Below are 26,740 nucleotides of genomic sequence, written 5' to 3'. Positions count from 1 at the left end.
GGTCATCGGGGTATCCGCCACCTATCGGTGTCCGGTGTTGTTGAGCCGGATGTCGCTCGATCCCTGGATGAGTCCCTCGGCGTTCCAGTCGGCCTGACAATGCCGGATGAACGCGACGATCATGACGTGAAGGCACCGATCACGCCGACCACGGGTCCAGACCGCCCCGGAGCCCACGACGACGAGCCTCACGGGCGCCACCAGCAGGAGGAACCGCGCCCGGTGGGCGAGGCGCCACGGCAGCACGCCCAGGTATCGCCGCGCGAATTCCCGGATCGCGGGGGTCGTCGATCGTCGGCGTTGTGATCCTGAGGATCGCAGCGACCGCCTGACTTCGGGGTGCTCGCCGAACGCTTCAGTGCCGGGAACGGCGCCGGTGACCCGCCCCTGCGGGCGGCGCAGCATCTTTTACACGCTGGAAATGTTCAGGCCATGCCCGCGCAACGACAGCCAGCGAGCATGGATCGTATACAAAACGCGAGAGATCGCGTCATGATTGCCGCGAGAATTGAGAGGCTTATGAAGACTTCAAGCCACCGCGATAGGCGTCTCGCCTGGGCGGGTGCGACCATGGTGGGGATGCTGACGATCGCCGGTTGTGCGGCGGAGCCATCGACCGAGGAAGAGTCCCTTCCGGTCGTGGCGACACAGCTGAACTGGGTCACCAACGTGGAGTTCGCCGGAATGTGGATCGCCGAGAGCGAGGGCTACTACGCGGAGGAGGGCATCGTCGCCGAATGGCTGCCGGGCGGCCCCAACGTCTCCAACACCGTTCAGATCGTCGCATCCGGTGACGCACCGATCGGACTCGATACGAACTTCACCTCGTTCATCGACGCCGTGTCGGAGGGAGCCGACGTGGTGCTCGTCGGTGCTGTCTACCAGGAGAGCCCATTGGCAATCCTGTCGCTCTCCGAGAACCCGATCAACTCGGTCGAGGACATGATCGGCAAGCGCATCGGAAGCCCCCAGGGGCAGCAGCGTGAACTGGATGCCATCTTCACCATCAACGGGCTAGAGCCGGATTACGAGTTCGTGCCGATCGGCTACGACGTGCAAGCGCTCGTGAACGGAGACGTCGACGGGATCACCGCCTTCGCCACCAACCAGGGACTCATCCTCGAAGAGCAGGGTGTGGACTACACCAGCGTGTCGTGGCAGGACCTGGGTCTGGATGTCTACTCCAACATGATCTTCGTCGACCGCACCTACCTGGAAGAGAACCGCGACCTGGTTGTCGCCTGGTTGCGGGCTACCGTGAAGGGCTGGGAGAAGAACGCCGACGACCCCGAAGTGGCCGCGCAGCTCGCGGTCGACGTGTGGGGAGCCGACCTGGGACTCTCGCTGAGCCAGCAGATCAAGGAGAACATCAATCAGATCCCGATGACGACGAGCGATCTCACCGCGGAGTCGGGTCTGTTGCGGATCTCGGCGGAGGACATCGAGCAGAAGATGTACCCGATCCTGCGGGCTGCGGGCATGACCGATCTTCCTGATGTCGCGACTTACGTTGACGAATCGCTGCTCGACGAGGTCTTCGGCGGATCGGCAACCCTGCTCCGATGACTGTGCAGGACCTCGGTCCGGTCGGCACGGCGACGCGGTCCCGAAAGACCATCGAGATCGTGATCGGCGTGCTCCTCTTCGCCTCGGCGTGGGAGATCATCGGCCGGACCGGGGTCCTCTCCACCTCCTGGCCACCCCTCACCGACGTGTTGTGGGTGATCGTCGATCCCGCGCGTGCGCCGAGGTTGTGGGGGGCGCTCGGGGTGACCGTCCAGGAGGGGCTTCTCGGCGGCGTGATCGGAATCAGCGCCGCGGTGGCGACCGCGGTGCTCTCCCGCCTGATGCCGGTCACGCGTCGCCCGGCGGAGCGCTTCGCGGTTCTCGTCGAGGCGGTTCCGGTCGTCGCCCTCGGCCCGCTGCTCATGGTCCTTCTGCCCCGCGCCGTCGTGCCCGCGGCGCTGGCGGCGACAGCGGCCTACTTCGCTGCCTTTGTCGTCATCTGCTCCGCGCTGTGGACCCGACGGGCGGCGCAGGAGGACCTGTTTGCCGTACTGGGTGCCCGGCGGATCGCGGTGCTCGCGCAGCTGGAAGCGCCCGCGGCGCTCCCAGCGGTGTTCGCGGCTCTTCAGCTGGCGATTCCCGCGGCCCTGTTGGGGGCGGTGATCGGCGAGTGGTTCGGCTCCGCCCGGGGCATCGGGCCCCTGCTGATCAACTCGATGCAGAACTACGACATCCCGTTGCTGTGGGCGGCGGGGGTCCTGACCGCAGTGCCCGCCAGCATCGTCTACGGCGGCGCTGCGTCACTCGCCCGGCGGAGCGCGGCGAGGTTCGGGCTGTGAACGCGCGCGTGACGGCTATCGGGCGAGCGGTCGCCCGGTTCGCCTGGGACAACGTGGCGGTCGTGGCGATCGTCGCCGCGTGGGCGCTGTGGGTCGTGATCGGGCAGGTCAACCGGGTCGTCATGCCCTCCCCGGCGAGTGTTCTCGCCGACCTGGTCGGACATCCGGATGCGTATCTTCCCGACCTCACGGTGAGCGCCGGGCTGGCCGCGACGGGTCTCGTCCTGGGACAACTGCTTGGCATCGGACTCGCCATCGCGGCCCATCTCTCAGGAGTCGTGCGTGCGGCGGTGCGGCCCGCGGTGCTGATCGTCCGCGCTGTTCCCATGGTGGCGATGGTTCCGATCTTCGCGCGGATTGTCGGTTACGGAACGCCGACCGTGCTGGTCGTCGCCACACTGGTCGCGTATTTTCCAGCGTTCGTCCTGGTGTCGCGCGGTCTGGCCTCCGCCTCGCGCAGCAAGCAGGACCTGCTGACGGTGCTGGGAGCCTCGAGATGGACGAGGTTCCGGCGGCTCGATCTCCCGGCCGCGGTCCCTTCGCTCTTGGAGGCGTTCCGGCTCTCTGCGGTCGGGTCGGTGGTCGGGGTGCTGCTCGCCGAGTTCGTCGTCGGGTCGTCGGGTCTCGGGCAGCTCTTCGTGGTGTCGCGGGTCTCCTACGACATGTCGCGATCCTGGGGTGCCGCCATCGTCGCCACAGTGCTCTCTCTCGCATTCTTCGGGCTGGCTTCGGCCGTGACGCGGTGGCTCGAAGCGGCTTATCACGACGGCAGTAATGGGAAGGGATGATCGTGAACGACAACATCGACGAGGCTTGGGTACGGACGGTACCCAAAGCCGAGGTCCACGTGCACCTGGACGGATGCATCGACCGGGAGGAGCTGATGCGACTGGCCGGCAAGTACGGGGTGCCCCTTCGCCGACCGGCCGAGCAGCTCTTCGATTTCGACGGACTCACCGAATTTCTCCAGTTCCTCGACTGGGGTGCGTCGCTGGTCAGGACCGCCGACGACGCGGCATCCGTCGCCTATCGGTTCGCCCAGAGGCAGGCGGCCAGCGGCATCCGCTACACCGACGTGATCATCAACCCGACCCACTGGGAGGCCTGGCGCGGAAATATCGCGGGACTCGTCGACGCCCTCGACGCCGGATGGCGAGAGGCGGAACAGGACGGACTCCCGTCGACTGGCCTGTGCCTGAGCTTGTTGCGCCAGCAATCCGCCGCTGAGGCCGATGAACTGCTGGATTGGATGCTGGAGCGGGACCATCCGCGGGTGGTCGCCCTGTCGATCGACGGCGACGAAGCGGTTGCCGGGCGTGTGTCCGCAAGGTTCGCCGACACTTTCCGCCGCGCGGCATCCCGTGGCATTTACCGGACCGTTCACGCAGGGGAGTCCAGTGGTCCCGAGGGTGTCCGCGATGCGATCGACCTCCTGATGGCCGATCGTATCGATCACGGCTTCCGCGCGATCGAGGAACCGGCGCTGGTCGCCGAGATCGCCGACCGAGGCATCCCGCTCGGCATCTGCCCGGGGTCGAACGTCGCTCTTGGATTTACCGAGAGCCGGGCCGCGCATCCAGTCGAGGAGTTGCGGCAAGCCGGGGTGCGGATCAGCCTCAACACCGACGACGGCACTGCCCTGGGATCGATTCTCGACCAGGAGTACGCCGCGACCGCGCGGGCGTTCGGCTGGCAGCGCGATGACCTTCTCGCCATCGCGCGAACATCGATCGAGTCGGCCTTCTGCGACGATGACCGTCGTAGCGCGCTGCTCGCGGAGCTCGATGCGGTGGCAGCCGGCGAGGAGGCGCGGGCATGAGCGCGGTGGCGATCGTTGACGCGCGAGTGCTGACGATGGACGATGAGCGCCGCGACCTCGAGCGGGCGACCGTGTTGGTCGAGGACGGCGAGATCGTCGCAGTGGGATCGAACGTCGAGATTCCCGTCGGCTCGCGGGTGATCGAGGCGGCGGGGCGCGCGGTGATCCCGGGACTCGTGAACGCGCACACCCATGTGCCGCAGATCCTGCTTCGCGGCGGCTACTCCCACGATCGGCCACTCTACGAGTGGCTCTACAACGTGCTGTACCCGGGCCTGAGCGTGTACGAGAACGACGACATCCGGTGCGCGACCTTGCTGTTCGCGACGGAGGCGTTGATGAACGGTGTGACGACGATCGTTGACAACGAGGATGCTGGAACGCGTTCCATGGTCTCCACCGCGGCGAGCACTGTCGAGGCCCTCGTCGAGAGCGGCATCCGCGCTGTATACGCTCGCATGTTCGCCGACCAGCCTGCGCCGGGTTTCGAGGATTATCTCGGCGCGGTCCGTGCGAAGGCCCCGGACGTTCCGGACAGCGACATCTTCGTCGACACCGATCGCGTCTTGGCCGACCTCGATGAGATCGTGCGGAGGTACGACAGGGCCGGTGAGGGTCGGATCCGAGTGTGGCCGTCGCCGGCGATCCCCGGAATCGTCTCCCGACGCGCCCTGCAGCGGAGCCGACAGATCGCGCGCGAGCGCGGAACCATGTGGACGATGCACGTCGCCGAGGACGAGCGGGAGCGCGTGCAGCACATGATGGGCGCGGTCGAGTATCTCGACAGCGTCGGTGCGCTCGATGAGAGGTTGCTCGCGGCGCACTGCATCGACGTCTCCGATCGTGAGATCCGGTTGCTCGCAGAATCGGGCACCCGGGTATCGACGCAGCCGGCGAGCAACGCCTTTCTAGGCGCCGGGGTCGCGCCGGTTCCGCGAATGCTCCGGGCGGGCATCCCGATGGGGATCGGCACGGACGATGCGAACTGCTCGGATGCGGTCGATCTCTTCGGTTCGATGAAGCTCCTGGCGCTCCTGCACCGCGCGGTGAGTCGTGACCCGGGGGCGATCAGTCCGCAGCGGGTCGTGGAAATGGCAACGATCGAGGGAGCGCGGGTTCTGGGTATGGATGACCTGATCGGATCGATCGAGGTCGGCAAGCGCGCCGACCTCGTCATCCTTGATCTGGAGGAGCCGCGGATGACGCCCGCGGCCGACTTGTACGCGGCGCTCGTATTCTTGCAACCCACGGTCGCGGTACGTACCGTGATAGTCGACGGTCGGGTCGTCGTCGAACGCGGCGTTCCTACCTTCCTTGGCGCTGACGGCGACCTCGCGGCCCTGGTGCGGGAGGCCTCGGAGCGTTCCCGCGGCATCGCGGACCGCGCACGACTCCAGGTGGGCCGATGAACGCCGGCGCGCCTCTCGGGCGCAGCGTGCGGGTCGAGGCGGTCTCGAAGTCGTTCCGGCTGAAGCGCGGAGCGTCGGTCCAGGCGATCAAGCGGGTAGACCTGGAGATCGCCGAGGGGAGTTCGTCGCGCTCATCGGCCCGTCGGGCTCGGGGAAGTCGACGATCTTGCGGATGATTGCCGGACTTGACGAGCCGACTTCGGGGTCCGTGACGATCGCCGGTGAGCATCCGCGAGTCCTCGCGCGCGATCATCGCCTGGGTGTCGCGTTCCAGGACCACGCACTGCTGCCGTGGTTGACGGTGCGCAAGAACATTGAGCTCCCTTTCCGAGTCGCGGGCCGTGACGTCGATCGGCACCAGGTAGATGATCTGATCGACTTGGTCGGACTCCGGGGCTTCGCCGATGCGCGCCCGTCCCAGCTTTCCGGCGGGATGCGTCAACGAGTCTCGATCGCGCGGGCTCTGGCTCTGGATCCCTCCGTTCTGCTTCTGGACGAGCCGTTCGGAGCGCTCGACGCGGTGACGCGACGACGACTCAATGTGGAGCTGCAGGCGGTGTGGACGCGGTTGCGCATCACGACGCTCCTCGTCACGCACAGCGTCGAGGAGGCGGTGTTCCTCGCCGACCGAGTCGTCGTGCTGAGCGCCAGACCGGCGCAGGTCGCCGATGTCGTCGAAGTGGGGTTCGAGCGACCCCGTGAGCCGGATCTGCTGCGGGATGATCGCTTGCATCGCATCGTCGACGGGCTGAACGCGCGACTGGACGCGACGGAGGCGGAATCGTCCGCAAGCGGGGGAGCATCCAGCTGAGGCGACCGGAACTCGGCATCTGGCGGGGTTGGTCCCTAGAGTGAGGAGCATGGCTTCTCGTGCTGGGCTTCCCCTGCGCGACGTGATTGCCGCCGCGATCCGGGGACGGATCATCGATGGCTCGTACGTTCCCGGCAGCCGGCTTCGCGAGGAGGAGATTGCTTCCGATTTCGACGTCTCCCGAGTACCCGTGCGCGAGGCCTTTCAGGTGCTGGAGCAGCAGCGCTTTCTCGAGTTGCGCAAATACAAGGGTGCAATAGTCGCCCAGCCCGAGTCATCGGGCACCCGCGAGCTCATCGCGATCCGCGCCGAACTCGAGGCGATGGCGGCGCGGCTTGCCGCGGCTGCCCACGGAGGGGCGATGGCACGCGAACTTCGATCTCTTACAGAAGAGGGCAGCACCCTCGACCCGGTGACCGAACCCGAGCGCCATTCGGAGCTGGTGGAGCGATTCCACGACACGGTGGCGATTGCTTCCGGAAATCGAGAACTCGTCGAGATGCTGAGGACGCTGCGCAGCCGCCTCAGTTGGATATTCGGAGCGGAGCTGGCTGCGCGCGCTGCCGGGTCGTGGGATGAGCATCGCGACATCTGCGCGTCGATTCTCGGCGGCGAGGAGGCCGCGGCTCATCTCATGCGCGAGCACGTCCTCGGCGACCTTGCGTTCTTCGACGAGCTCATCCGTCGCTGAGGTTTAACACGGCGGTAACACTCCGACGCCGGCCCTCTCCGGTAGGTCGTATACGATCGAGGTGAGCAAGGGAGTCATAGTGACCACGACAACACCGCAGGCGATCCAGGCGGATCCCTATGCCTGGCCGTGGCACGGTCAACTCGATCTCACGCGCACGGCTCTGCTCTGCATCGACTGGCAGGTCGACTTCTGCGGCAGCGGTGGATTCATTGATTCGCTGGGCTATGACATCAGCCTGACCCGTGCGGCGATAGAACCCACCCAAAGAGTGCTTGGGCGGGCGCGCGAACTCGGGCTGACGGTGATCCACACGCGAGAAGGGCACCGCCCCGATCTCTCTGATCTGCCCGACACCAAGAGGTGGCGTTCCGCCAGTCAGGGGGTCGAGATCGGGTCCGTCGGGCCTCTGGGACGCGTGCTGATTCGAGGCGAGGCTGGGTGGGAGATCATCCCCGAGTTGGCCCCGCTTGCGGGTGAGACGGTCATCGACAAGCCCGGCAAAGGTGCGTTCTACGCCACCGACCTCGAGCACATTCTGCGCATGGCGGGGATTACCGATCTGCTGATTACGGGGTTGACCACCGATGTCTGCGTGTCGACCACAATCAGGGAGGCCAACGATCGCGGGTTCGAGGTACTCGTGCTGTCGGATTGCACGGCCGCGACCGATCGCGCCCGGCACTTGCAGACGATCGAGATCCTCACGATGCAGGGCGGCTTGTTCGCGGCTGTCGCTTCATCGGACTCCGTCCTCGCCGCGCTGGGTGCGGAATCGCTCCCGGCCGACGACCGGACGCGCTGATGTATGTCGATCTGACGGTCGTGCCGGTTGCTGCCCCCGACGACGCCCCGGTCGACAGGGTGTTCGGGCGAAGGGTCCTTGCCGTCATCGGAAAGACGGAGGGGAACGGCGGCGTTAACGACTTCAGCCGGGCTCTCGCGACTCGCGCCTGGACCGAGGGGCTCTCGGAACCGGCGTTGACCGTCATGTCGGGCGGCACTGAGGGAGTCCTCAGCCCGCATGTCACCGTGGTTTCGGAGGGTTCGACATCAGGCAACGGGCGACTTGCGGCGGGGTTCGCGCAGACCCCTCGGTTATCTGTCGAAGGGCTCGGGCGCCGAGAGCAGGTCGACGCGGTCGCTGCGGCGACGCTCGAAGCGTGCCGCAACGGAGGCTTTGATCCACGCAACGCCCACATGGTGCTCGTGAAATGCCCTTTGCTGACGACCGAGCAGATCGTGTCAGCGAGAGGCGGGGCCGTGACGGATGATCCCTACCTATCGATGGCGCGATCCCGAGCGGCTAGCTCGCTGGGCGTCGCGCTCGCGTGCGGAGAGATCGGCGGAGTCGAAGCGGACCAAGGCCTCGCAGGCGATCCTTCTGTCTGGTCGGCGGTCGCTTCGGCTTCCGCCGGTATCGAGCTCGACCGGTGCCTCGTGCTGGCGTTCGGGTCTCGACTCGACCCCGGCGGACAGCTGAACGCTGAGACGGTGGTCATGCACGACGCGATCGACGTGGAGGAGATCGTCGCGCTCCGCGATCGCATCCGAGCCGCCGGCGGCACCATCGTGCAGGTCTTCGCGAAGGCCGAGGCGAGTCCGGACGGGCGGATCCGAGGGTTACGGCACACGATGCTCACCGACACCGACCTCTCGTCGACACGACACGCGCGCGCGGCCGTAGGAGGCCTTCTAGCGGGGGTGTTCGGGCGCACATCGATCTACGTCTCCGGAGGCGCCGAGAACCAAGGGCCACCTGGAGGAGGTCCGGTGACGGTGGTGTGGCAGGAACCCACGGGCGGAGGTGAGACGAGGCGATGACGAGCAGATTCGGGCCGGTAGCGGCCACACCGTACGCGTGGCCGTTCGACGGAACGTTCTCCGCCCAGTCGACCGCGCTCCTGTGTATCGACTGGCAGGTGGACTTCTGCGGGGTCGGTGGCTACGTCGACCGCATGGGGTACGACCTCACACTCACCCGACGCGGACTCGCGCCCACAGCGCGGATCCTCGGTTCCGCTCGCGCGGCAGGCCTCCAGGTGATCCATACTCGCGAGGGTCATCGGGCGGATCTCTCGGACTGCCCGCCCAACAAACTCTGGCGCTCGCAGCAGATCGGTGCCGAGATCGGGTCGTCAGGACCGGGAGGACGCATCCTCGTACGCGGGGAACCCGGGTGGCAGATTGTGCCCGAAGTGGCACCTCTCGTGGGCGAGATCGTCATCGACAAGCCTGGCAAGGGGGCGTTCTACGGAACCGATCTCGACGTGATCTTGCGCACTCGGGGATCACTCATCTGATTCTGACGGGGATCACAACCGACGTCTGCGTGCACACGACGATGCGGGAGGCGAACGATCGCGGCTACGAGTGCCTTCTGCTCAGTGACTGCACAGGCGCCACCGATCACGGAAACTACGAGGCGGCGCTGAAGATGATCACCATGCAGGGGGGTGTTTTCGGTGCGGTCGCGGAGTCGTCGGCGCTGGATGACGCGTTCGGTAAGGGATCCGCGCGGTGATCTCTCCTCGCATGGAGATCGCCCGCCTCCACTCCGCGTACCGGCGGGGAACCTGCACACCTCGCGATGTGGCGGAGCGCACTCTGGCTGCGATCGATGCGCGAGGACGTGACGGAGTCTGGATCTCGGTCTCCGATCGACTCGTCCGAGATGCTGAAGCACTCGATCCTGCCGATCGCGATCGTCTTCCGCTCTGGGGCATCCCCTTCGCGGTCAAAGACAACATGGACGTCGAGGGGTGGGCGACGACGGCGGCGTGCCCGTCTTTCGCCTACAGCCCCAGCAGTCGGCACCCGTGGTTCGCGACCTGATCGCGGCAGGCGCGATCCTCGTCGGCAAGACCAACCTGGACCAGTTCGCTACCGGTCTGAACGGTACCCGTTCTCCTTACGGGACGCCCTCCTCGGCCCACGATAGCTCCCTCATCTCCGGCGGGTCGTCATCAGGATCCGCGGTAGCTGTTGCGGCGGGCCTGGTTGCGTTTTCTCTGGCGACCGATACCGCGGGGTCCGGGCGCGTTCCCGCGGCGTTGAACGGGGTCGTCGGTCTCAAGCCGAGTGTGGGCCTTGTCAGCACTCGCGGTGTCGTGCCGGCGTGCCGGTCGCTCGATTGCGTTTCGGTGATGGCGAACTCGGTTGCCGACGCAGCCATCGTGGCTCAGGTGATCGCCGGCTTCGATGATCAGGACCCCTGGTCGCGCCCGCTCCCGGTTCCTTCCGCCCGGGTTGCTTCGGTCTCGCTCGCCGGAGTCCGCCTGGGCGTGCCTGAGGTTGTCGCCGGATGGGGCGAGCGTGGCGAGGAGGACGCGTGGAGTCGGGTCCGTGCCGACCTCGTCCGAGCCGGAGCCGAACTGGTTGAGATCGACTACACCCCGCTTCTCGAGGCAGGTCGTCACCTGTATGGCGGTGCGTGGCTTGCTGAGCGCGCGACCGCCGTCTCGGTCGCGCTCGAGGAGGACCGAGACGACGTCGACCCGGTCGTGCGCCAGATCTTGGCGGGCGCCGGTGCGATGTCGGCCGCACAGGTCTGGTCGAGTATGCACCGCGTGTGGGAGTTGCGGCGGGAGGCGGATGACATCCTCCGTTCGGTCGATGCTCTGCTCACTCCCACGGTGACGAAGACCTACACGGTCGAGCAGATGCGCGCTGACCCCGTCGAACTCAACGCGCAATTGGGTACCTACACGACCTTTACCAACCTGCTCGACATGTGCGCCATCGCGGTCCCGGCGGGGAGTACGGCGGCGCACGTCCCCTTCGGTGTCACCCTTCATGGGCCTTCCGGTGCCGACCAGGAACTCGCAGGGCTGGCGTCGGCGCTCGCGGATGCGGTCGACCAGGACTCGCTGATGGAGGTCGCCGTCGTCGGCGCCCATCTCGAGGGGTTCGGACTTCATCACCAAATCACCGATCGCGGCGGGCTCCTGAGCCGGCGCACGATGACCGCACCCCGGTACCGGCTCTACGCGCTCCCCGGCGACGAGCCGCGACGTCCCGGGCTGGTGACCGATCTACGAGAAGGCGCTCGTATCGAGGTCGAGGTCTATCGGCTTCCGACTGCTACCGTCGGGTCCTTTCTCCGCGGTGTGAGTGCACCGTTGGCGATCGGCACGCTCGAGCTCGACGACGGCACCGCCGTCCACGGATTCGTCTGCGATCCGACGGCGCTCGAGGGAGCGCGTGACATCACCGCGTACGGCGGGTGGCGCTCGTATATGGCCGCGGCGGCCGATGATCTCAACAGGGCGGCCGATGCCAGCTGACGACGTCCCGATCCTCGCGGTTCACGGGGTCGCGGCCTCACCTGCCGTCTGGGATCCTCTGAAGCGCTTGATTCCACAGCTCCGGGCGCTTCGTCGCCCGAAGACCGGTCGGTTGGAGGACGAGATCGAGTGGCTGGCCGAGTATGCGGCGGGCGCGGTCATCGTGGGGATGTCAGGCGGGGCAACCCTCGGTCTCGCGCTCGCGGGCATGGGTGCCGCGTGCCATGGATTCGTCCTCCATGAGCCGGCGGCGGGGAACCTGGTGCCGGACCTTCTCTCCCCGACCGCCGAGGCCTTTCGCCGTGGCGGGACGACAGCGGTGGGTAAGGCGCTCTATGGCAGGAGGTGGTCGGTCGACCTGCTCGATGACCACGGAGACGTCGACGCGACGACGGCGAAGGAGATCGCCATGTTCCGCAGCTTTCAGCCTCGACGTCGACCGGTCGGGGGACCCCGATGCGTGGTCACGACGGGGTCTCGGTCGGCTGCGCCCAGGCACCATGTTGCGAGAGAGCTGCGGCGGCTGGGCTACGAGACTCGCACCATCGAAGGCTCCCGGCACTTCGTCACATACGAGCAGCCCGCGAGGCTGGCCGCCCTGGTGCGCGAGGTCGCCGGATTGGATGCGCCCGGGCATCCGGGGATCGATGACGGAGGTTCGGGGTGGGCGAGGTTCTGGTGGTGACCTCGCGGCGGTCTTCTAGACCTCGGCCGCGCGGTAGATCTTCGACCGCGGCACATAGCGCGCGGAGTTGCCGAGCAGCCCGGCGACCTCCTCGTCGGTGAGCTCCCGCCGCACCTTGCCGGGGATGCCCGCGACGAGCGATCGCGGCGGAACGACGGTTCCCTCGAGCACCACCGCCCCCGCGGCGACGAGCGAGTTCGCGCCGATGACGGCGCCGTTCAGCACGGTCGCGTTCATGCCGATGAGGCATCCGTCTTCGACGACGCAGCCGTGCACGACGGCGGCGTGGCCGATGCTGACGTCGGCGCCGATGATCGTCGGGTTGCCCGCCTCGGTGTGGATCACCGCGTTGTCTTGGAGGTTGCTGCGTTCGCCGAGCACGATCTCGTCGATGTCGCCGCGCAGCACCGCGCCGAACCAGACGTTGGCATCTGCAGCGATGCGCACCTTGCCGATCACGGACGCGTTCGGGGCGACCCAGGCGTCGGCGGAGATGTCGGGCTCGTGCCCGTCGAAGGGAGGATGACCGGCATTCCGCCAGCCTAGCTGTACTGCCCAGGCAGGTTGTTTGAGATCCGGCTGATGGGCGGGAGCTTCCCGATCGCAGTGTGGGGCCTGTGGTGATTGTAGAAGTGCAGCCAGGCGGGCAGGGCTGCGCGGCGGGCTGATTCGCTGTTGTAGTGCTTCACGTAGGCCCAACCGTCGGCCATAGTGCGATGGAATCGCTCGATCTTCCCGTTCGTCTGCGGACGGTAAGGACGTGTGCGCTTGGGTGTGATGGCGAGCTCGGCGCAGACGCGTCGCCAGGCGTGGGAGCGGTAGGCGGGGCCGTTGTCCGAGAGGACCCGTTCGACGCGGACGCCGCGGTCGGCGAACCAGGACACGGCCCGTTGCAGGACGCCGATCGCGGTCTCGGCGCGTTCGTCGTCGTGGATCTCGGCGTAAGCGACGCGGGAGTGGTCGTCGATGACGGTGTGGACGTAGGCGGTGCCGGTGACCATGTCGCCGGCGATGCCTCGCTTTCCGGTGCGCTTGGCCGTGACTGCTCGGTTGCGGTCGCCTTGGGACCGTCCGACGTAGCGCCAGCCGCCGCCGTCGGGGATGTTGCCGAGCTTCTTCACGTCGACATGGATCAGCGCGCCGGGCTTGTCGTGCTCGTACCGGCGGGCGGGTTCCCCGGTCTTCACATCGACATGCGAGAGCCGGTTCAGTCGACACCGTTTCAGCACCGCGTGGACGGTCGAGGCCGGCATCCCGACGCGGTCGGCGATCTGGACCGGCCCCAGGCGCTTGCGGATCCGCAGGTGCACGATCTTCTTCACACGGTGCGTCGGGGTCTTGTTCGGATGCGCATGCGGGCGCGAGGACCGGTCGGCCATCCCCGCTTCACCGAGCTCGACGTAGCGTCGCGCCCATTTCGCGGCGGTGGGCCAGGAGACACGGAAGTAGTCCGCCGCCGCGGCGACCGTCCACTCCTCGTCGACGATCTTCTGTGCAAGACGGAGCCTTTGGCGCGGGGTGAGCGCCGCGTTAGCGTGAGACACGAGAACCTCCTGGTTCAGAGCGGATGCGGTAGCAGCTCCACTCTGCCGGGAGGTTCTCGTCACATCAGGGAAGCCAGATCAAACAACCTCCCTGGGCAGTACAGCTAGCGGCGAGTGCAGCAGTCGACAAGGCTGAGACGTATGCGCTTGCTGCGGCCGCTGTGGCGATACCCGATCATCTCGGTCACCGTCGTGGTGCTCGCCGCGGTCGTGGTCCTCCACGCCGTCGGAGCGGATGCGGTGGGACGGTGGACGGCGACGGCCTACGTCGGAGCGTTCGTCGTGTGGACGCTGGTTCGGATGGTGCGTGATGTGCTTCGCGGGCATGTCGGGCTCGACATCCTCGCGGTGGTGGCGATGGTCGCAACCCTCGCCGTGGGCGAGTACATCGCGTCGCTCATCATCGTTTTGATGCTCTCCGGCGGTGAAGCGTTGGAGGACTTCGCCGCCCGGCGGGCCAGGCGCGACCTCACCGCGCTGCTGGACCGATCGCCGCGCACCGCGCATGTTCTCACTCACGAGCATGCGTCGGACTCGGACGAGGTGCAGGATGTCGCGGTCGAGCACGTAGGGATCGATGATGTGCTGCTGGTGCGGCCGGGCGAGATCGTGCCGGTCGACGGCATCCTGCTCACCGAGAGCGGCACGTTCGACGAATCGTCGCTCACTGGGGAGAGTCTGCCGGTGACTCGTGAGGCGGGCAGCGACGTGCTCTCCGGCGCTATCAACGGGAACCGGGCGGTGCGGATCCGGGCGGTGCGGCGCAGCGCGGACAGTCAGTACCAGCAGATCGTCGCGCTCGTGCGTGCCGCGGAGGACTCGCGTGCGCCCGTCGTGCGGCTCGCGGATCGGTTTGCGATCCCCTTCACGGCCGTCTCGCTCGCCCTGGCCGGCATAGCGTGGGCGGTATCGGGCGATCCGACGCGCTTCGCTGAGGTGCTGGTGCTAGCGACGCCGTGCCCGCTGCTGATCGCTGCACCGGTCGCGTTCCTCGGCGGGCTCTCGCGGGCCGCGAAGGCCGGCGTGATCATGAAGGGCGGAGGTGTCGTAGAACAGCTCGCCCGAGTGCAGTCCGCGGCCTTCGACAAGACCGGAACGCTGACGCAGGGCCAGCCGACCCTCGTTGACGTTCGCCCTGTCGGCGGCTTCGAGGCGGGCGAACTGCTGCAGCTCGCCGCGTCTGCTGAACAGTACTCGTCGCATGTGCTCGCAGACAGCATCCGCCGGGCCGCGGTCGAGCGCGGCATCGACCTTCTCGCGGCCGAGGAGGCCAGTGAGGTCGCCACGAATGGTGTGACCGCGGTGATCGGGGGGCGAACGGTCGTCGTGGGGAAGCCCTCCTACGTCGCGTCAGTGGCGGCCGACACGGTGCGCGCAGACCTGACGACGGGCGAGGCCGCGGCCTACGTCGCCATCGACGGCCGGTTCGCCGGCGTCCTCGTGCTCGCCGACGATCCCCGCCCGGAGTCCGTCGCGGTGGTGTCGTGGCTGCGCGCGAACGGTGTCGAACGGATCGTCATGCTCACGGGAGACACTCGTGCGACAGCCGAATCGATCGCGCGGCAGACCGGGATCGACGAGGTGCATGCCGAGCTCCTTCCGCCAGAGAAGGTTCATCTCGCGGCCGACCTGCATCCACGACCCGTGATGATGGTCGGCGACGGGGTGAACGACGCCCCGGTGCTGGCCGCCTCCGACATCGGCGTTGCGATGGGCGCGAAAGGCGCGACCGCGGCCGGCGATGCCGCTGACGTGGTGATCCTTGTCGACTCGCTCAGCAAGGTGGTCGACGCCGTGTCGATCGGGCGGCACACGCTTCGCGTCGCGCTGACGGCGATATGGCTCGGCATCGGTCTCAGCGTGGTCCTCATGGTCATCGCCATGACGGGCGCCATCCCCGCCGTCGCCGGCGCTCTCACGCAGGAGCTCGTGGACCTCGCCACGATCCTCTACGCGCTCCGCGCGCTGGGCGGCCCGCCGAGCGGACTCCCCGCTGCCGCACCGCCGCCGTCACGCCGATCCGACACGGAGTCCGACTCGCACCGCGTGTGACGCTCTGAAACCCGAGCACCACGACTGGAATCTGCGGGCGAAGAGCCGAGGTGCAGGGTTGCCTCTCCTTCCTGGCGGCAGGAGAACTACCGAACTACCGTGAGGAGCCGTGACGACGCAATCCCCTCCATACCGGCATTCCGGCGAGCCTCACGCAACGGGGCTCGCGCAGCGACTCAACTGGCTGCGCGCAGGAGTGCTGGGAGCGAACGACGGGATCGTGTCCACGGCGGCGGTCGTCGTCGGTGTCGCCGGAGCGACAGCGGAGGTCACGCCAGTGTTGCTGGCGGGGGCCGCGGCCCTGGTCGGCGGGGCTATCTCAATGGCGCTCGGCGAGTACGTCTCGGTGTCCAGCCAGCGGGACAGCGAGCGGGCTCTCATCCAGAAGGAGCGGCGCGAGCTGGAGGAGGATCCCGAGGTCGAGCTCGAGGAGCTGGTCGGGCTCTACGAGGAGCAGGGCCTCACCCCCGGAACCGCCCGCCTGGTGGCGACGGAGCTGACCGAGCGCGACGCGCTCAAGGCCCACCTGGCGCTCGAGCTGAACATCGACCAGGAGGACGTCGTCAGCCCCTGGCACGCCGCCTTCGCCTCGCTGATCGCGTTCACGATCGGCGCCGTGCTGCCGCTGCTGACGATCCTGCTGCTGCCGCACCCGGCGCGCATCGTGTGGACCTTCGTTGCCGTGCTCCTCGCCCTGGCGGTCACCGGATACGTCGCGGCCTGGATCGGCGGCTCTCATCGGTGGCGGGCCGTGGTGCGCCTGGTGATCGGCGGTGCGCTCGCCCTGGGAGCGACCTTCCTGGTCGGCTCCCTGTTCGGCACGGTCGTCGGCTGAGGCGGCGCGGACTCACCCCTTGCTCACAGTACGGCCCAGCCGATGAGGCCCGCGGCGATGACGACCGCCCACGCCGGCGCCTTCCACGAGGTCAGGGCGACGAACCCGGCGGCGGCGATCCCGAGGGCCGCGACCGATGTGACCCCTTCGGTGAACACCGGCGTGTAGAGCGCTGCGGCGAGGATCCCCACCACGCCGGCGTTCACGCCCATGAGCGCCCGCTGCGCGAGTGGAGCGCGACGCAGCCGGTCCCAGAACGGCAGCACCCCGACCACGAGCAGTGTCGCGGGGAGGAAGATCGCGACCAGCGCGATCGCGGCGCCGAGCAGCCCGGACGGCGGGCTGGTAGTCGCGGCGCCGAGGTAGGCGGCGAAGGTGAACAAGGGACCGGGGACCGCCTGCGCGGCACCGTAGCCGGCGAGGAACACGTCGTGGTCGACGAGGCCGGTCTGCACGGTCCCGGCCTCCAGCAGCGGCAGCACGACGTGACCGCCGCCGAACACGAGTGCCCCAGCCCGGTAGAACACGTCGAATAAGCGTACCGCCCCGTTCTCAGTGGCGGACACGAGCAGGGGGAGGCCCGCGAGCAGGATCACGAAAAAGGCCAGGCTCCCGATCGCGGCCCAGCGAGGCACCCGCACGACGAATGGCTCCGACTCCGATGCCGTGGCGGCCTGCGGGCGCAGCCACACCAGCCCGACGACTCCCGCGGCGGCGATCACGGCGACCTGTGCGAACGCGCTCGGGACGAGCAGGACGACGATCATGCCCGCCACGGCGATCGTGGCCCGCTTCGCGTCCGGGGTGAGGGTTCTCGCCATGCCCAGCACGGCGTGGGCGACGACCGCGACCGCGGCGGCCTTCACCCCGTGAATCCATCCGGCGCCGGACAGGTCACCGAGCGCCGTGACCCCGTAGGCGAACGCGACCAGCAGGATCGCCGACGGCAGGGTGAACGCCGCCCACGCCGCCAGCAGCCCGCCGAACCCTGCGCGCTGCAGCCCGATCGCCATGCCGACCTGACTGGATGCGGGGCCGGGCAGGAACTGGCACAGCGCCACCAGGTCCGCGTAGGCGCGGTCGCCCAGCCACTTGCGCCGCTCCACGAACGCCTCGCGGAAGTACCCCAGGTGCGCGACCGGGCCGCCGAAGGAGGTCAGTCCCAGGCGCAGGAACACGAGGAACACCTCTCCGACCGTGCCGGGGTGGCGGCGCCCGCCGGTCGAGGGGGAAAGGCTCATCGCGCTCAGTCTGCCCCAGTCACTTGACGCTCACTAGACCAGCACCCTGGCATTCGCGGCCGACCACGCCTGCGCCGCGAGCTGCACGGCATCCCACGGAGAGCCGAGCGGCGGGGTGTAGGAGAGGTCGAGGTCATCGAACTGCCCGATGGTCAACCCGGCATAGAGGGCGGTGGCGAAGGTGTCGACCCGCTTGGCGACCTCGGTGCCGCGCCGCCCGACGAGCTGCGCGCCGAGCAGACGCCCGTCGCCGGTGTCCCCGGTGATGCGGAAGTGGATCGGGTGGGCACCGGGGTAGTACCGCTTGTGGTCGTCCGCGGCCGCGGTGATCGTTGCTGCCGCGTAGCCGGCGGCGATCGCCTCGTGGTCGCGCAGGCCGGTTCGGGCGGCGACGAGGTCGAAGACCTTGACGACCTGGGTGCCGACCGACCCCGCGAAGGCTCGGTCGCCGCCGAGAGCATTCTCTCCTGCGATGCGGCCCTGCTTGTGCGAGGTCGTCCCCAGCGGCAGATAGGTCGCGCCGAGGAGGCGGTGATGCGTGATGATGCCGTCGCCGGCGGCCCAGACGTGCGGGAGCCCGGTGCGCATGTGCTCATCGACCACGACGGCGCGGCCCGCGCCGAGGCTCGCTCCGGCCTGCTCGAGCAGCTCGGTGTTCGGCCGCACCCCGACGACCACGAGCACGAGGTCCGCGGTCTGTGCGAAGGGCTGCCCGTCGCGGGTGCCGGTGACGGTGAGCCCGACCGGGGTCTTCTCGATCCCGGTCACGGTCGAGCCGGTGACGACCTCGACGCCATGCGTCGTGAGTTCGTCGCGGACGAGGGCGCCGAGCTCGGGGTCGAGGGTGGAGAGCACTTCGGGTCCGCGCTGGAGCTGGGTGACCTGCATCCCGCGGGTGATGAAGGCTTCGGCCATCTCCAGGCCGACGTAGCCGGCGCCGACGATGATCGCAGACTGCGGCTGCCGGGTAGTGAGGTCGTGGTCGAGGGCGAAAGTGTCACCCATCGAATGAATGACATGCACCCCGTCCTCCGGGGTCAGCGCATCGAGGCCGGCGATGCCGGCGTGGGACGGGAGCGCGCCGGTGCCGACGATCAGCTCGTCGTAGGCCAGATCCTCGAAGATGCCGTCCGGGGTGCGGACAGTGAGCCGCTGCCCGGCGACGTCGATGCCCGTGGCGAAAGTGTTGAGCCGCAGCCGCATCCCGGTGGCCTCCAAGTCAGCGCTCGTGCGGTGCGCGAGCGACTGCCACGGGGCGACCTCGCCAGTGAAGTAGTAGGGGATGCCGCAGATGGAGAAGTTCGGGTACTCGTCCGCCACCACCACCGTCACGTCGGTGGTCGGGTCGAGTTCGCGGGCACGGAGCGCGGCGGAGATACCGGCGTCGGAGCCGCCGATGGCGATCAGATGGGTCATGGCTGGGCCTTTCGATTCGGGAACAGCAGGAACACAAGCCCGACGCCGACGACCGCGCCGACGACCTGGGCGGCGAGGAACCACAGCGCGGAGGTCGGGGCGATGCCGGCGAAGGTGTCGGTGAAGATCCGGCCGATGGTCACGGCGGGGTTGGCGAACGAGGTGGACGAGGTGAACCAGTACGCGGCGCCGATGTAGGCACCGACCGCCGGGGCGACCAGCGCCGCGCGGCCGGTGCGAGCCAGGGCGAAGATCGTGAGGATCAGCCCGGCGGTGGCGACGACCTCGCCGAGCACCTGCCCCGGTGCCGCCCGGTCGGTCACCGACAGCGCGGCCGGCACGGCGAACATGAGGTTCGCCAGCAGCGCCCCACCGATGCCGCCGACGATCTGAGCGCCAGCGTAGACGGCGATCTCGCCGCCGCCGTGCCGTGCGCCGAGGGCGCGGTCGGCGAGGGTGACGACCGGGTTCAGGTGCGCGCCGGAGACGGGCTGGAAGATCAGGATGAGGACGGTCAGGCCGAGCGCGGTGGCGATCGAGTTCTCCAGGAGCTGCAAGCCCACATCGCCGGGCGAGAGACGCGAGGCGGCGATGCCGGAACCGACCACGACCGTCACCAGCAGGCCGGCGCCCAGCAGCTCAGCGGCAGCACGCCGCCACAGCGGGACGGCCTCGGTCGTGGTGGTGTTCATCGCTGCCCATCTTGACGAATCCGGTTCGCTCAGTCAAACTTGAGGTAATGAACATTGAGGAAACTTGCCTTGCGGGTCGGGTCGCGCGGTATGCGGCGCTGGCCGATCCTGTGCGGCTGCGGATCGTGGACCTGCTCACCCTGGGCGATGTCGCCCCGGTCGAGCTGCAAGGCGAGCTGGGTGTCTCATCGAGCCTGCTCGCCCATCACCTGAACCAGCTCGAACAGGCAGGGCTGATCGTGCGGACGCGGTCGGAGGCCGACCGGCGCCGCACCTACCTCCACCTCGCGCCCGGCGCGCTCGACGGCCTCACCCCTTCCCCGATGCTCGGGGTGCGGCGGGTGGTGTTCGTCTGCACCGGCAACTCGGCCCGATCCCAGCTCGCCGCTGCGCTCTGGCACGGCAGCAGCGATATCCCGGTGGCCTCGGCCGGCACGCACCCGGCCGCGCAGATCGAGCCGGGCGCGATCGCCGCCGCGGACCGACACGGCCTCACCCTGCGAGCCCGCGCCCCGCGCGCGCTGGACGACGTGCTCGGCGCGGACGATTTCGTGGTGACCGTGTGCGACACCGCGCACGAAGAACTCGGCGACGCCGGCTGCGTGCACTGGTCGGTGCCGGACCCGGTGCGCGACGGGACGGACGCCGCCTTCGACGCGGCGTTCGAGGACATCGCCGCCCGCATCCAGAGCCTCGCGCCCCGGCTGACCACGACGAAGGGATGACGACGATGCCAGACGAGCACGAGCGCCACGCGACGATCACCATCGACCAGGAAGCGGGCCTCGCCACCAGCGCCGAGCGCCTGACGCGGGAGTTCGAGGGCACCTTCGGGCGGGAGACGATCGACCGTTTCCTGCACGCCTCCTACACCGACCTCGCCGCCCGTGCGACGGTGCCGACCTATCTGCCGCTGCTGACCGAGAAGTTCGCCCGGCAGCGGCTGCGCGCGCTCGCCAAGGTCGACGGGATGCACCTGACGGGCACGCCGACCGTGCTGTTCCTGTGCGTCCACAACGCCGGCCGCTCGCAGATGGCCCTCGGCTTCTTCCAGCACCACGCCGGCGACCGGGCGATCGGCTGGTCCGGCGGCTCCGAGCCCGGCGAGCAGATCAACCCGGTCGCCGTTCAGGTCATGGCCGAACGGGGCATCGACATCGCCGGCGAGTTCCCCAAGCCCTGGACCGACGAGATCGTGCGGGCGGCGGACGCGGTGATCACGATGGGCTGCGGCGACGCCTGCCCGATCTTCCCCGGCAAGCGGTACGAGGAATGGACGCTACCCGATCCCGCGGGCTGGACCCCGGACGGGATGCGGCCGGTGCGCGACGAGATCGAGCGCCGCGTGCTGAACCTGCTGGCCGAACTCGGCGTCCCCTCCCGCGCCTGACAGTCGACTTCCACAAGCACCGGACCCGCTCCCTGCCAGTCGCGGGGTCGGGGCGGAGGCCGCAATGCCCGAACCGGCTTGTGACATCCGGCGCGATCGCGCAGACTCGGGTATCGGGTTTGGCGGCGTCTCGGCAGGCTCGTTCTCATGTGCTACCGACCGCGTAGGTCCGTGAATCCTGAGGGAGTTGTCCACGCGGCCACCCGGCGACTCGCCCGTGTTTTACGGGCCAGAACGTGCTTTCGTGATCCGGCGGGGACAGGGGTGTCGAACAGTTCTACTCCCACGTCGTCGTCGTGAGTGGGGGAACGATAGGCGTCTTCTCAGCGTCCGATGCTCGGTGGTTCGTTACCGGGCGCGTCACGCGACGGAGCTGGACGATAGGGCGGGAGTGAGCGCCGAAGGGTCTGCCCGATCCGTCCGACGATCCCCGGCGGCTCGGGCACGGCGACCTTCAGTGCGATCCGGCGGTGGGTCTGCTGCTCTTCCAGCGCCCGCACGTCGGCACTGGGGTCGGAGGCGGCCAGCTCGATCATGCGGGCGGCGTCGTCTTGCAGCCGCCGGTAGGCCGACGCGGTCCTCGGACTGAGGTAGCCGCGCCGGGCGTGAGCGGCGCCGAATACGGCGCCGTAGTCCGCGAGCCAGGCAACGGCCTCGACCGGGGTGAGCTCTCGGGTCTGCTCGCTGCGCAGCACCTCGGCCGCGTGGGGCTCGTGCTCCCATGCGCCGGATTCGGTGCGGCGGTTGTCGTAGAGGCGGCGGTCGCGGGTGTAGACCTGGATGCGGGCGACGGCGGGCAGGGCCTCCAGCGCGGCCACGACCTCGGGTGAGCCGGCCAGCGCCGTCTCGTGCGCCTCGGGCGGGGTCCAGCGGCCGACCTCGCCGCGCCGGGCGCGCAGGAACCGTTCTTCCGCGGCCAGGCGCGACACCGGGGCGGGCATGGCGACGGCGACGACCTCGACCCGGTAACCGGCCTCCGCGAACCGGGCCGCGGTGTCGATGACCATCGCTGGATCGCGGAAGGTGCCTTCCAGCAGCACCGGGTAGCCGTGCTCGATCGCATGGTCCAGGGCGAGGCGGATGAGCCCGCTGGAGGTTGGCGCGGTCGCGGCCGGCATCGCCAGCGGGTCGTTCACCGCGAGATCCCGGTAGCCGGGGTGGTAGGCGCGCAGGTCATCCCCGGTGATGGACACCAGCTCGGGGTGCTCCGCGAGGATCGCCGCCTGCGCCCTCGTCTTGCCCGCGGCGGGCTGGCCGCCGAGCAGTACCAGGAGCCGGTCGCCGGTCGGGACCGGCGGGAAGATCGCCTGCCGCGCGGTGGCGTCGAACACCTGCCGCAGCCGCGCCTCGTCGGAGGCGACGGGTTCGGTCACGCGATCCGGCGGCTCGCCTGGCCGGTCAGGGCGTCGATCTCATCGAGCCATGCCTGCTGCTGGGCGATCAGCCCGAGCCGGTCGTCGGGGTCCAGCGCCGTGCGCTGCTGGTTCACCAGGCGCACCCGCGCGGCCCAATACTCGCGCTCGCGCTCGTCGGTCGTGGCGAGCTGCCGTTCGATCAGGACGGAGGCCAGGGTGGTCGCGCCCTGGGCGGTCATGTCGTAGAGGGCCACATCGCTCACGCGGGGCTCGTCGTCGTACCAGGCGCGCAGGGACTCGGCCGGGATCGCGCTCGGAATCGTCACGCTCATGGGATCACCTCTGCTTCGTCGTTGCTCATTCTACCTCCCCGGTCCGCTCCCGCCCCGGACCCGCTCCCTGCTGTTCGCGGGTCGGGACGGAGGGTGCAACATCCGAGCGCAGCGACGTGGTGTTGCGGCATCCGCCACGACCCCGCAAGCTGGTAGAGCGGGTCAGGCGCGGGAACGTGAGTTCGCTACTCGGCACACTCGGCAGGCGCGCAGAGGCACCAGGATTACCCGCCTCTGGAGGGGCGCAAACGTGGCAACATTTTGGCAACGAACGCTGACGACAGGACTTTCCGCGACGCACTCGACGCACGCGGAACCCCAGTAAACACAGGGCAGAACCGGGTCGGGCACGCAGTTCCGGGGGAGCCTATTCCCCTCTCACGGCGGTAACGCGGGTTCGAATCCCGCTGGGGTCACCAACAACGAAAAACCCGGTCTTGTACCGGGTTTTTTCGTGTTCGGGGTGCTAGCAGTTGCAGCGAATGGACCACCGGGCGGGCCCACGCCGCCGATGCCGGTGCCGGTGCCGACACGAGGGTAGGACAAATCCGGAGCGTAGGAGGATTTGCGCACCAATCGTCCTACGCAGCCGATTCCTCCTACATCCCCGATGTTGGTTGCGGTGCCGGGGACGCTGGGGGATGCCGCCTCTAGGCTGGCGACCGTGTTGACGACGCTCGCGATCGACGGTTACCGCAGCATCCGAAGCCTCGTCGTGCCACTTGCGCCGCTGACGGTCGTGACCGGCGCCAATGGCAGCGGCAAGTCGAGTCTGTATCGGTCGCTGCGTCTGCTCGGCGCTGCAGCGCGAGATGGCGCGATCCGAGCGCTTGCCGCTGAAGGCGGCTTCCCCGGCACGCTCTGGGCAGGCCCCGAGTCGGGTGCGCCCGCGAGCGGTCCGGCCCAAGCGACGGTGCGCCGAGGCCCCGTCGCCCTGCGGCTCGGATTCGGCGCGGATGCCGGGAGCTTCGGGTACGCCATGGACCTCGGAATCCCCATCCCCTCAGCAACGATGTTCGGCGCTGATCCCGAGATCAAGGCTGAGGCCGTATGGGGTGGGCCGGTACTGCGGAGCGGCTCCCTTGTCTGCGAGCGGCGCGGTGCGATCCACCGCGTGCGCACCGACGACGGCTGGTTGACGGTGCAGCGACCGCTCGCGGCGTGGGAAAGCATGCTGGCCGCGTTCGGCGATCCCGGTGCGGCACCGGAGGTCGTGGAGCTGCGGTCCCGGCTGCGCGACTGGCGCTTCTACGATGCTGTCCGGACGGACGCGGATGCTCCCGCTCGACGCCCCGCGATCGGCACACGCACGCCTATCCTTGCGTCAGACGGGGGAGACCTTGCCTCGGCGCTGCAGACCATCCGCGAGCAGGGCGACCCGAACGCGCTTGACGCGGCAATCGAGCGCGCACTGCCGGGCAGTGGACTGGTCATCACTGATCACGGCGGCCGGTTCGAGCTGTCGCTACGACAGGCTGGCATGCTGCGACCGCTCACTGCGCCCGAACTGTCGGATGGCACCCTGCGTTACCTGGTGTGGGTTGCTGCGCTGATGAGCACACGCCCCGCGAGCCTCATTGCCGTCAATGAGCCGGAGACGAGCCTGCATCCCAGCCTCATGGAGCCGCTTGCCGCGATGCTCGGGGACGCCGCAACGCGGTCTCAGGTCATCGTTGTCTCGCATTCCGACGCGCTCGTGGGAGCGCTCGAACGCGCCGGCGCCACCGTGCACACGCTCGAGAAACGGAACGGCGAGACCCGGGTCAAGGGCCAGGGTGTCCTGGACGCGCCTTCGTGGGTGTGGCCCAGCCGCTGACAGGTCGCGGATCGGGCCGCTGACCGCTCGCTGACGGGTTGCGGATCAGGCCATTGACGCCTCGCGGATTAGTCGCGGGGTGTCCGTCTGCGGTGTTCGGGCTCCTCACGGAGGTAGGCATAATCACCGCGGTAGGACGATCCGGTGCGGAATCGTCCTACCGCGGAAATTTCTCCTACCTTCGCGAGGGCCAGGGCCAGGGCCAGGGCCAGGGCGACGGCGAGGGCCAGGGCGAGGGTGGGTCAGTCCTTGGCTGAGCCGCGGCCCCGACGGACGAGAGCGATGATGCCCCAGACGAGTCCGCCGGCAACCGCGAGCACGGCGATCCACGGAAGCAGGAATCCGAGGGCCACGACGATGCCGTTGAGGGTTGCGACCAGGCCGTTCCAGCCGGCCACGAGCCCATCCCAGAAGCCGGCGGGGTTGGCATCCACCGCCTCATGGCGCACCGTGAGCGACACGCTCAGCGACGACATCGCGACCTGGTCTTCGAGGGTCTCGAGCTGTTGCTGGTACGACTCGAGGGTGGCCTGACGCTCGGCGAGCGCCGACTCGGCGGCGATGAGGTCCGACACCGATCCCGCCTGTCCCATGAGCTCGAGCAGGCGATCGACGGATGCCTGTGCGGCATCCACGCGCGCCTGGAGGTCCACGACCTGGTCGGTGACGTCGAATCTGTCGATCGAGGATGCCGTGACTTCGCCCACCTGCTCCAGGTCGGCCATTGCGGCGGCCAGCTCATCGGCGGGAACACGAACGGTGATCCACCCGTTGGTGACGGCGACGCTCGGGTCGGCGAGGTCGACGGGCATGCCGGAGTATCCGGATCCGATGCTCATCGATTCGACGTATCCGCCGCGGCCATCCGCTGCCGTAGCGATCTGCTCGGCAGCCGAGCGGACATCGTCGACGACCACGGTCGCCGACGAGGACGCGATGATGGCACGACCGGACTCGTTGATCGCCGAATCTGCGGCTCGCGCGTCGCCCGAGATCACCGATCCGTCGGTGAGGGAGATCTCCCCGCCCGACATGCCGCCATCCATGGACATGTCTGCGGGCATGATGCCCGCCGCTCCGCTCTCGTCCGTGCCGCTCAGCCCCGCGAGCACCGTCGGCGCGATGATCGCCGCGACAGCGACGACAGCCGCCGCGGCAGCACCGGCCATCCAGAAGCGACCGCGGGTTGCGGAACGGCGAAGGGATGCCGTGCGTTCTGCCTCGATCGTCGTGAAGACACGATCTTCGAGGTGGGCGACGCGATCGTCGGGCAAAGTCGGGAGTTCGCGCGGGGCTTCGGCATCTGGCTGCGCGTCAGACCCGGACGGCGGAGGGGTGTGGGTGTTCATGTGCTCTCCTTGGCAACGGTCCGCAGACGCGTGCGGATGCGGGAGAGACGGTTGCGGACCGCGCCGTGGGGGATGCCGAGTTGCTCGGCCGCGGCGCTGTACGCGTAGCCTTCGGCGGCGCACAGTCGCAGGATCTCGCGATCGGTATCCGAGAGGGTCGCGATCTCGCTGGCGATCAGGCGGAGGTACTCCTCGTCGATCACCTGCTGCTCGATATCCACCGTCGCTGGGATGGTGTCATCGGCCACCGCCCCAGCGTTCTCACGATCCTTCCGCTGCGCGCGCATCCGGTTCGCTGACTGGAATCGGCAGATCGTCGCCAGCCACGGCAACAGCGATTCCGACGCCAGATCGAGCTCCGGAAGCTTCCGCCACGCGACGACGAAGGTCTCCTGCACGACGTCCTCGGCATCCGAGGGATCGCCCAGGAGCCGGTAGGCGATCCAGTAGACCGGCCGAACGTAGGTGCGATACAGCAATCGGAAGGCCTGCTCGCTGCCGCCGGCGGCGCGGGCGACGAGTTCGGCATCGCCCGTGGTCACTGAATCGGTCATCGGTTCCCCTGTTTCGCACCGCGGATCGGCGCGCCTCATTGTCTCTCACCCGGTCAGTGTCGGCATCCGGCCATTCGTCTCACCGCGAAATGACGAGAACCCCCGGTCGGATGCCGGG

25 protein-coding genes and 2 pseudogenes are annotated in these 26,740 nt (G+C 68.5%); 17 read left to right on the top strand and 10 right to left on the bottom strand.

Annotated elements, in window-relative coordinates; genetic code table 11:
• Positions 1-21 precede the first annotated feature (21 nt).
• Positions 22-405, bottom strand: coding sequence for a histidine phosphatase family protein (locus tag IT882_RS16920; RefSeq protein ID WP_267189647.1), 384 nt, complete (start codon positions 403-405; stop codon positions 22-24).
• A gap of 114 nt (positions 406-519) precedes the next feature.
• On the opposite strand from IT882_RS16920, the gene IT882_RS09470 reads away from it, so the two are divergent.
• The 12 genes and pseudogenes from IT882_RS09470 to IT882_RS09415 all read left to right on the top strand — a co-directional run bounded on the left by IT882_RS09470 (position 520) and on the right by IT882_RS09415 (position 12,046).
• On the top strand, positions 520-1,566 hold the full coding sequence (locus IT882_RS09470) for an ABC transporter substrate-binding protein (protein WP_195691674.1): 1,047 nt from the start codon (positions 520-522) through the stop codon (positions 1,564-1,566).
• Positions 1,563-2,345: an ABC transporter permease gene (locus IT882_RS09465; protein ID WP_195691673.1), complete on the top strand. Its 783-nt coding sequence runs from the start codon at positions 1,563-1,565 to the stop codon at positions 2,343-2,345. Before IT882_RS09470 ends, IT882_RS09465 begins: the two co-directional genes overlap by 4 nt.
• Positions 2,342-3,133: an ABC transporter permease gene (locus IT882_RS09460; protein WP_195691672.1), complete on the top strand. Its 792-nt coding sequence runs from the start codon at positions 2,342-2,344 to the stop codon at positions 3,131-3,133. The genes IT882_RS09465 and IT882_RS09460 overlap by 4 nt, the downstream gene beginning before the upstream one ends.
• Before the next feature lie 2 nt (positions 3,134-3,135).
• Positions 3,136-4,164, top strand: coding sequence for an adenosine deaminase (add, locus tag IT882_RS09455; RefSeq protein ID WP_228178106.1), 1,029 nt, complete (start codon positions 3,136-3,138; stop codon positions 4,162-4,164).
• Positions 4,161-5,573 carry an amidohydrolase family protein gene (locus IT882_RS09450; RefSeq protein ID WP_195691670.1) on the top strand — a complete coding sequence of 471 codons (1,413 nt, stop codon included), beginning with the start codon at positions 4,161-4,163 and terminating at the stop codon, positions 5,571-5,573. Before add ends, IT882_RS09450 begins: the two co-directional genes overlap by 4 nt.
• 172 nt (positions 5,574-5,745) lie before the next feature.
• Positions 5,746-6,384, top strand: a complete 639-nt coding sequence (locus tag IT882_RS09445) for an ABC transporter ATP-binding protein (protein ID WP_229382035.1) — start codon at positions 5,746-5,748, stop codon at positions 6,382-6,384.
• A 49-nt stretch (positions 6,385-6,433) separates the two neighbouring features.
• On the top strand, positions 6,434-7,075 hold the full coding sequence (locus IT882_RS09440; RefSeq protein ID WP_195691669.1) for a GntR family transcriptional regulator: 642 nt from the start codon (positions 6,434-6,436) through the stop codon (positions 7,073-7,075).
• Positions 7,076-7,154: 79 nt separating this feature from the next.
• Positions 7,155-7,880 (top strand): cysteine hydrolase family protein, encoded by a 726-nt coding sequence (locus tag IT882_RS09435; protein WP_195691668.1) that lies wholly within the window; start codon positions 7,155-7,157, stop codon positions 7,878-7,880.
• A complete protein-coding gene (locus IT882_RS09430; protein ID WP_195691667.1) occupies positions 7,880-8,899 on the top strand; it encodes a ring-opening amidohydrolase in 1,020 nt (339 codons plus the stop codon). Before IT882_RS09435 ends, IT882_RS09430 begins: the two co-directional genes overlap by 1 nt.
• Positions 8,896-9,599, top strand: a pseudogene (locus tag IT882_RS09425) (cysteine hydrolase family protein). Before IT882_RS09430 ends, IT882_RS09425 begins: the two are co-directional and overlap by 4 nt.
• An 11-nt stretch (positions 9,600-9,610) precedes the next feature.
• Positions 9,611-11,361: pseudogene (gene atzF / locus IT882_RS09420) on the top strand (allophanate hydrolase).
• On the top strand, positions 11,351-12,046 hold the full coding sequence (locus tag IT882_RS09415; protein ID WP_195691666.1) for an alpha/beta fold hydrolase: 696 nt from the start codon (positions 11,351-11,353) through the stop codon (positions 12,044-12,046). Before atzF ends, IT882_RS09415 begins: the two are co-directional and overlap by 11 nt.
• A gap of 15 nt (positions 12,047-12,061) precedes the next feature.
• Here IT882_RS09415 and IT882_RS09410 read toward each other — a convergent pair whose 3' ends face one another.
• Entirely contained in the window at positions 12,062-12,505 is a 444-nt protein-coding gene (locus IT882_RS09410) for a gamma carbonic anhydrase family protein (protein ID WP_229382030.1), read from the bottom strand.
• 83 nt (positions 12,506-12,588) lie between these two features.
• The gene (locus IT882_RS09405) at positions 12,589-13,590 is read right to left on the bottom strand and encodes an IS481 family transposase (RefSeq protein ID WP_195691665.1); all 1,002 of its coding nucleotides are present in this window, start codon (positions 13,588-13,590) and stop codon (positions 12,589-12,591) included.
• A gap of 141 nt (positions 13,591-13,731) precedes the next feature.
• Here IT882_RS09405 and IT882_RS09400 point away from each other — a divergent pair, with 141 nt between their 5' ends.
• Together IT882_RS09400 and IT882_RS09395 are read left to right on the top strand one after the other, a co-directional pair.
• Entirely contained in the window at positions 13,732-15,642 is a 1,911-nt protein-coding gene (locus tag IT882_RS09400; RefSeq protein ID WP_195691664.1) for a heavy metal translocating P-type ATPase, read from the top strand.
• Positions 15,643-15,751: 109 nt separating this feature from the next.
• Positions 15,752-16,477, top strand: coding sequence for a VIT1/CCC1 transporter family protein (locus IT882_RS09395; protein ID WP_195691663.1), 726 nt, complete (start codon positions 15,752-15,754; stop codon positions 16,475-16,477).
• Between the two features lie 23 nt (positions 16,478-16,500).
• Here IT882_RS09395 and chrA read toward each other — a convergent pair whose 3' ends face one another.
• Genes chrA through IT882_RS09380 form a run of 3 tightly spaced genes read right to left on the bottom strand, consistent with a single transcriptional unit; the run spans position 16,501 to position 19,826 of the window.
• The gene (gene chrA, locus IT882_RS09390) at positions 16,501-17,718 is read right to left on the bottom strand and encodes a chromate efflux transporter (RefSeq protein ID WP_195691662.1); all 1,218 of its coding nucleotides are present in this window, start codon (positions 17,716-17,718) and stop codon (positions 16,501-16,503) included.
• Positions 17,719-17,751: 33 nt separating this feature from the next.
• Complete coding sequence (locus IT882_RS09385) at positions 17,752-19,134, bottom strand: FAD-dependent oxidoreductase (protein ID WP_195691661.1); 1,383 nt, start codon at positions 19,132-19,134, stop codon at positions 17,752-17,754.
• Positions 19,131-19,826 carry an aquaporin gene (locus tag IT882_RS09380; RefSeq protein WP_195691660.1) on the bottom strand — a complete coding sequence of 232 codons (696 nt, stop codon included), beginning with the start codon at positions 19,824-19,826 and terminating at the stop codon, positions 19,131-19,133. The genes IT882_RS09385 and IT882_RS09380 overlap by 4 nt, the downstream gene beginning before the upstream one ends.
• A 47-nt stretch (positions 19,827-19,873) precedes the next feature.
• On the opposite strand from IT882_RS09380, the gene IT882_RS09375 reads away from it, so the two are divergent.
• The gene (locus tag IT882_RS09375; protein ID WP_195694251.1) at positions 19,874-20,551 is read left to right on the top strand and encodes a helix-turn-helix domain-containing protein; all 678 of its coding nucleotides are present in this window, start codon (positions 19,874-19,876) and stop codon (positions 20,549-20,551) included.
• The gene (locus IT882_RS09370; RefSeq protein ID WP_195691659.1) at positions 20,548-21,216 is read left to right on the top strand and encodes an arsenate reductase ArsC; all 669 of its coding nucleotides are present in this window, start codon (positions 20,548-20,550) and stop codon (positions 21,214-21,216) included. The genes IT882_RS09375 and IT882_RS09370 overlap by 4 nt, the downstream gene beginning before the upstream one ends.
• Positions 21,217-21,539: 323 nt before the next feature.
• Here the strand turns inward: IT882_RS09370 and IT882_RS09365 are convergent, their stop codons facing one another.
• Positions 21,540-22,589 carry a zeta toxin family protein gene (locus tag IT882_RS09365; RefSeq protein ID WP_195691658.1) on the bottom strand — a complete coding sequence of 350 codons (1,050 nt, stop codon included), beginning with the start codon at positions 22,587-22,589 and terminating at the stop codon, positions 21,540-21,542.
• Positions 22,586-22,903, bottom strand: a complete 318-nt coding sequence (locus IT882_RS09360; protein WP_195691657.1) for a hypothetical protein — start codon at positions 22,901-22,903, stop codon at positions 22,586-22,588. Before IT882_RS09360 ends, IT882_RS09365 begins: the two co-directional genes overlap by 4 nt.
• A gap of 664 nt (positions 22,904-23,567) precedes the next feature.
• Between IT882_RS09360 and IT882_RS09355 the strand changes: the two genes are divergently transcribed.
• Positions 23,568-24,719 carry an AAA family ATPase gene (locus IT882_RS09355; RefSeq protein WP_195691656.1) on the top strand — a complete coding sequence of 384 codons (1,152 nt, stop codon included), beginning with the start codon at positions 23,568-23,570 and terminating at the stop codon, positions 24,717-24,719.
• Between the two features lie 242 nt (positions 24,720-24,961).
• Here IT882_RS09355 and IT882_RS09350 read toward each other — a convergent pair whose 3' ends face one another.
• Complete coding sequence (locus tag IT882_RS09350) at positions 24,962-26,068, bottom strand: DUF4349 domain-containing protein (protein WP_195691655.1); 1,107 nt, start codon at positions 26,066-26,068, stop codon at positions 24,962-24,964.
• Complete coding sequence (locus IT882_RS09345) at positions 26,065-26,622, bottom strand: RNA polymerase sigma factor (RefSeq protein ID WP_195691654.1); 558 nt, start codon at positions 26,620-26,622, stop codon at positions 26,065-26,067. The genes IT882_RS09350 and IT882_RS09345 overlap by 4 nt, the downstream gene beginning before the upstream one ends.
• Between the last annotated feature and the right edge of the window lie 118 nt (positions 26,623-26,740).

Source organism: Microbacterium schleiferi (assembly GCF_015565955.1).
Taxonomy (GTDB): Bacteria; Actinomycetota; Actinomycetes; order Actinomycetales; family Microbacteriaceae; genus Microbacterium; species Microbacterium schleiferi_A.
This window is presented reverse-complemented; position numbering and strand designations above follow the sequence as displayed.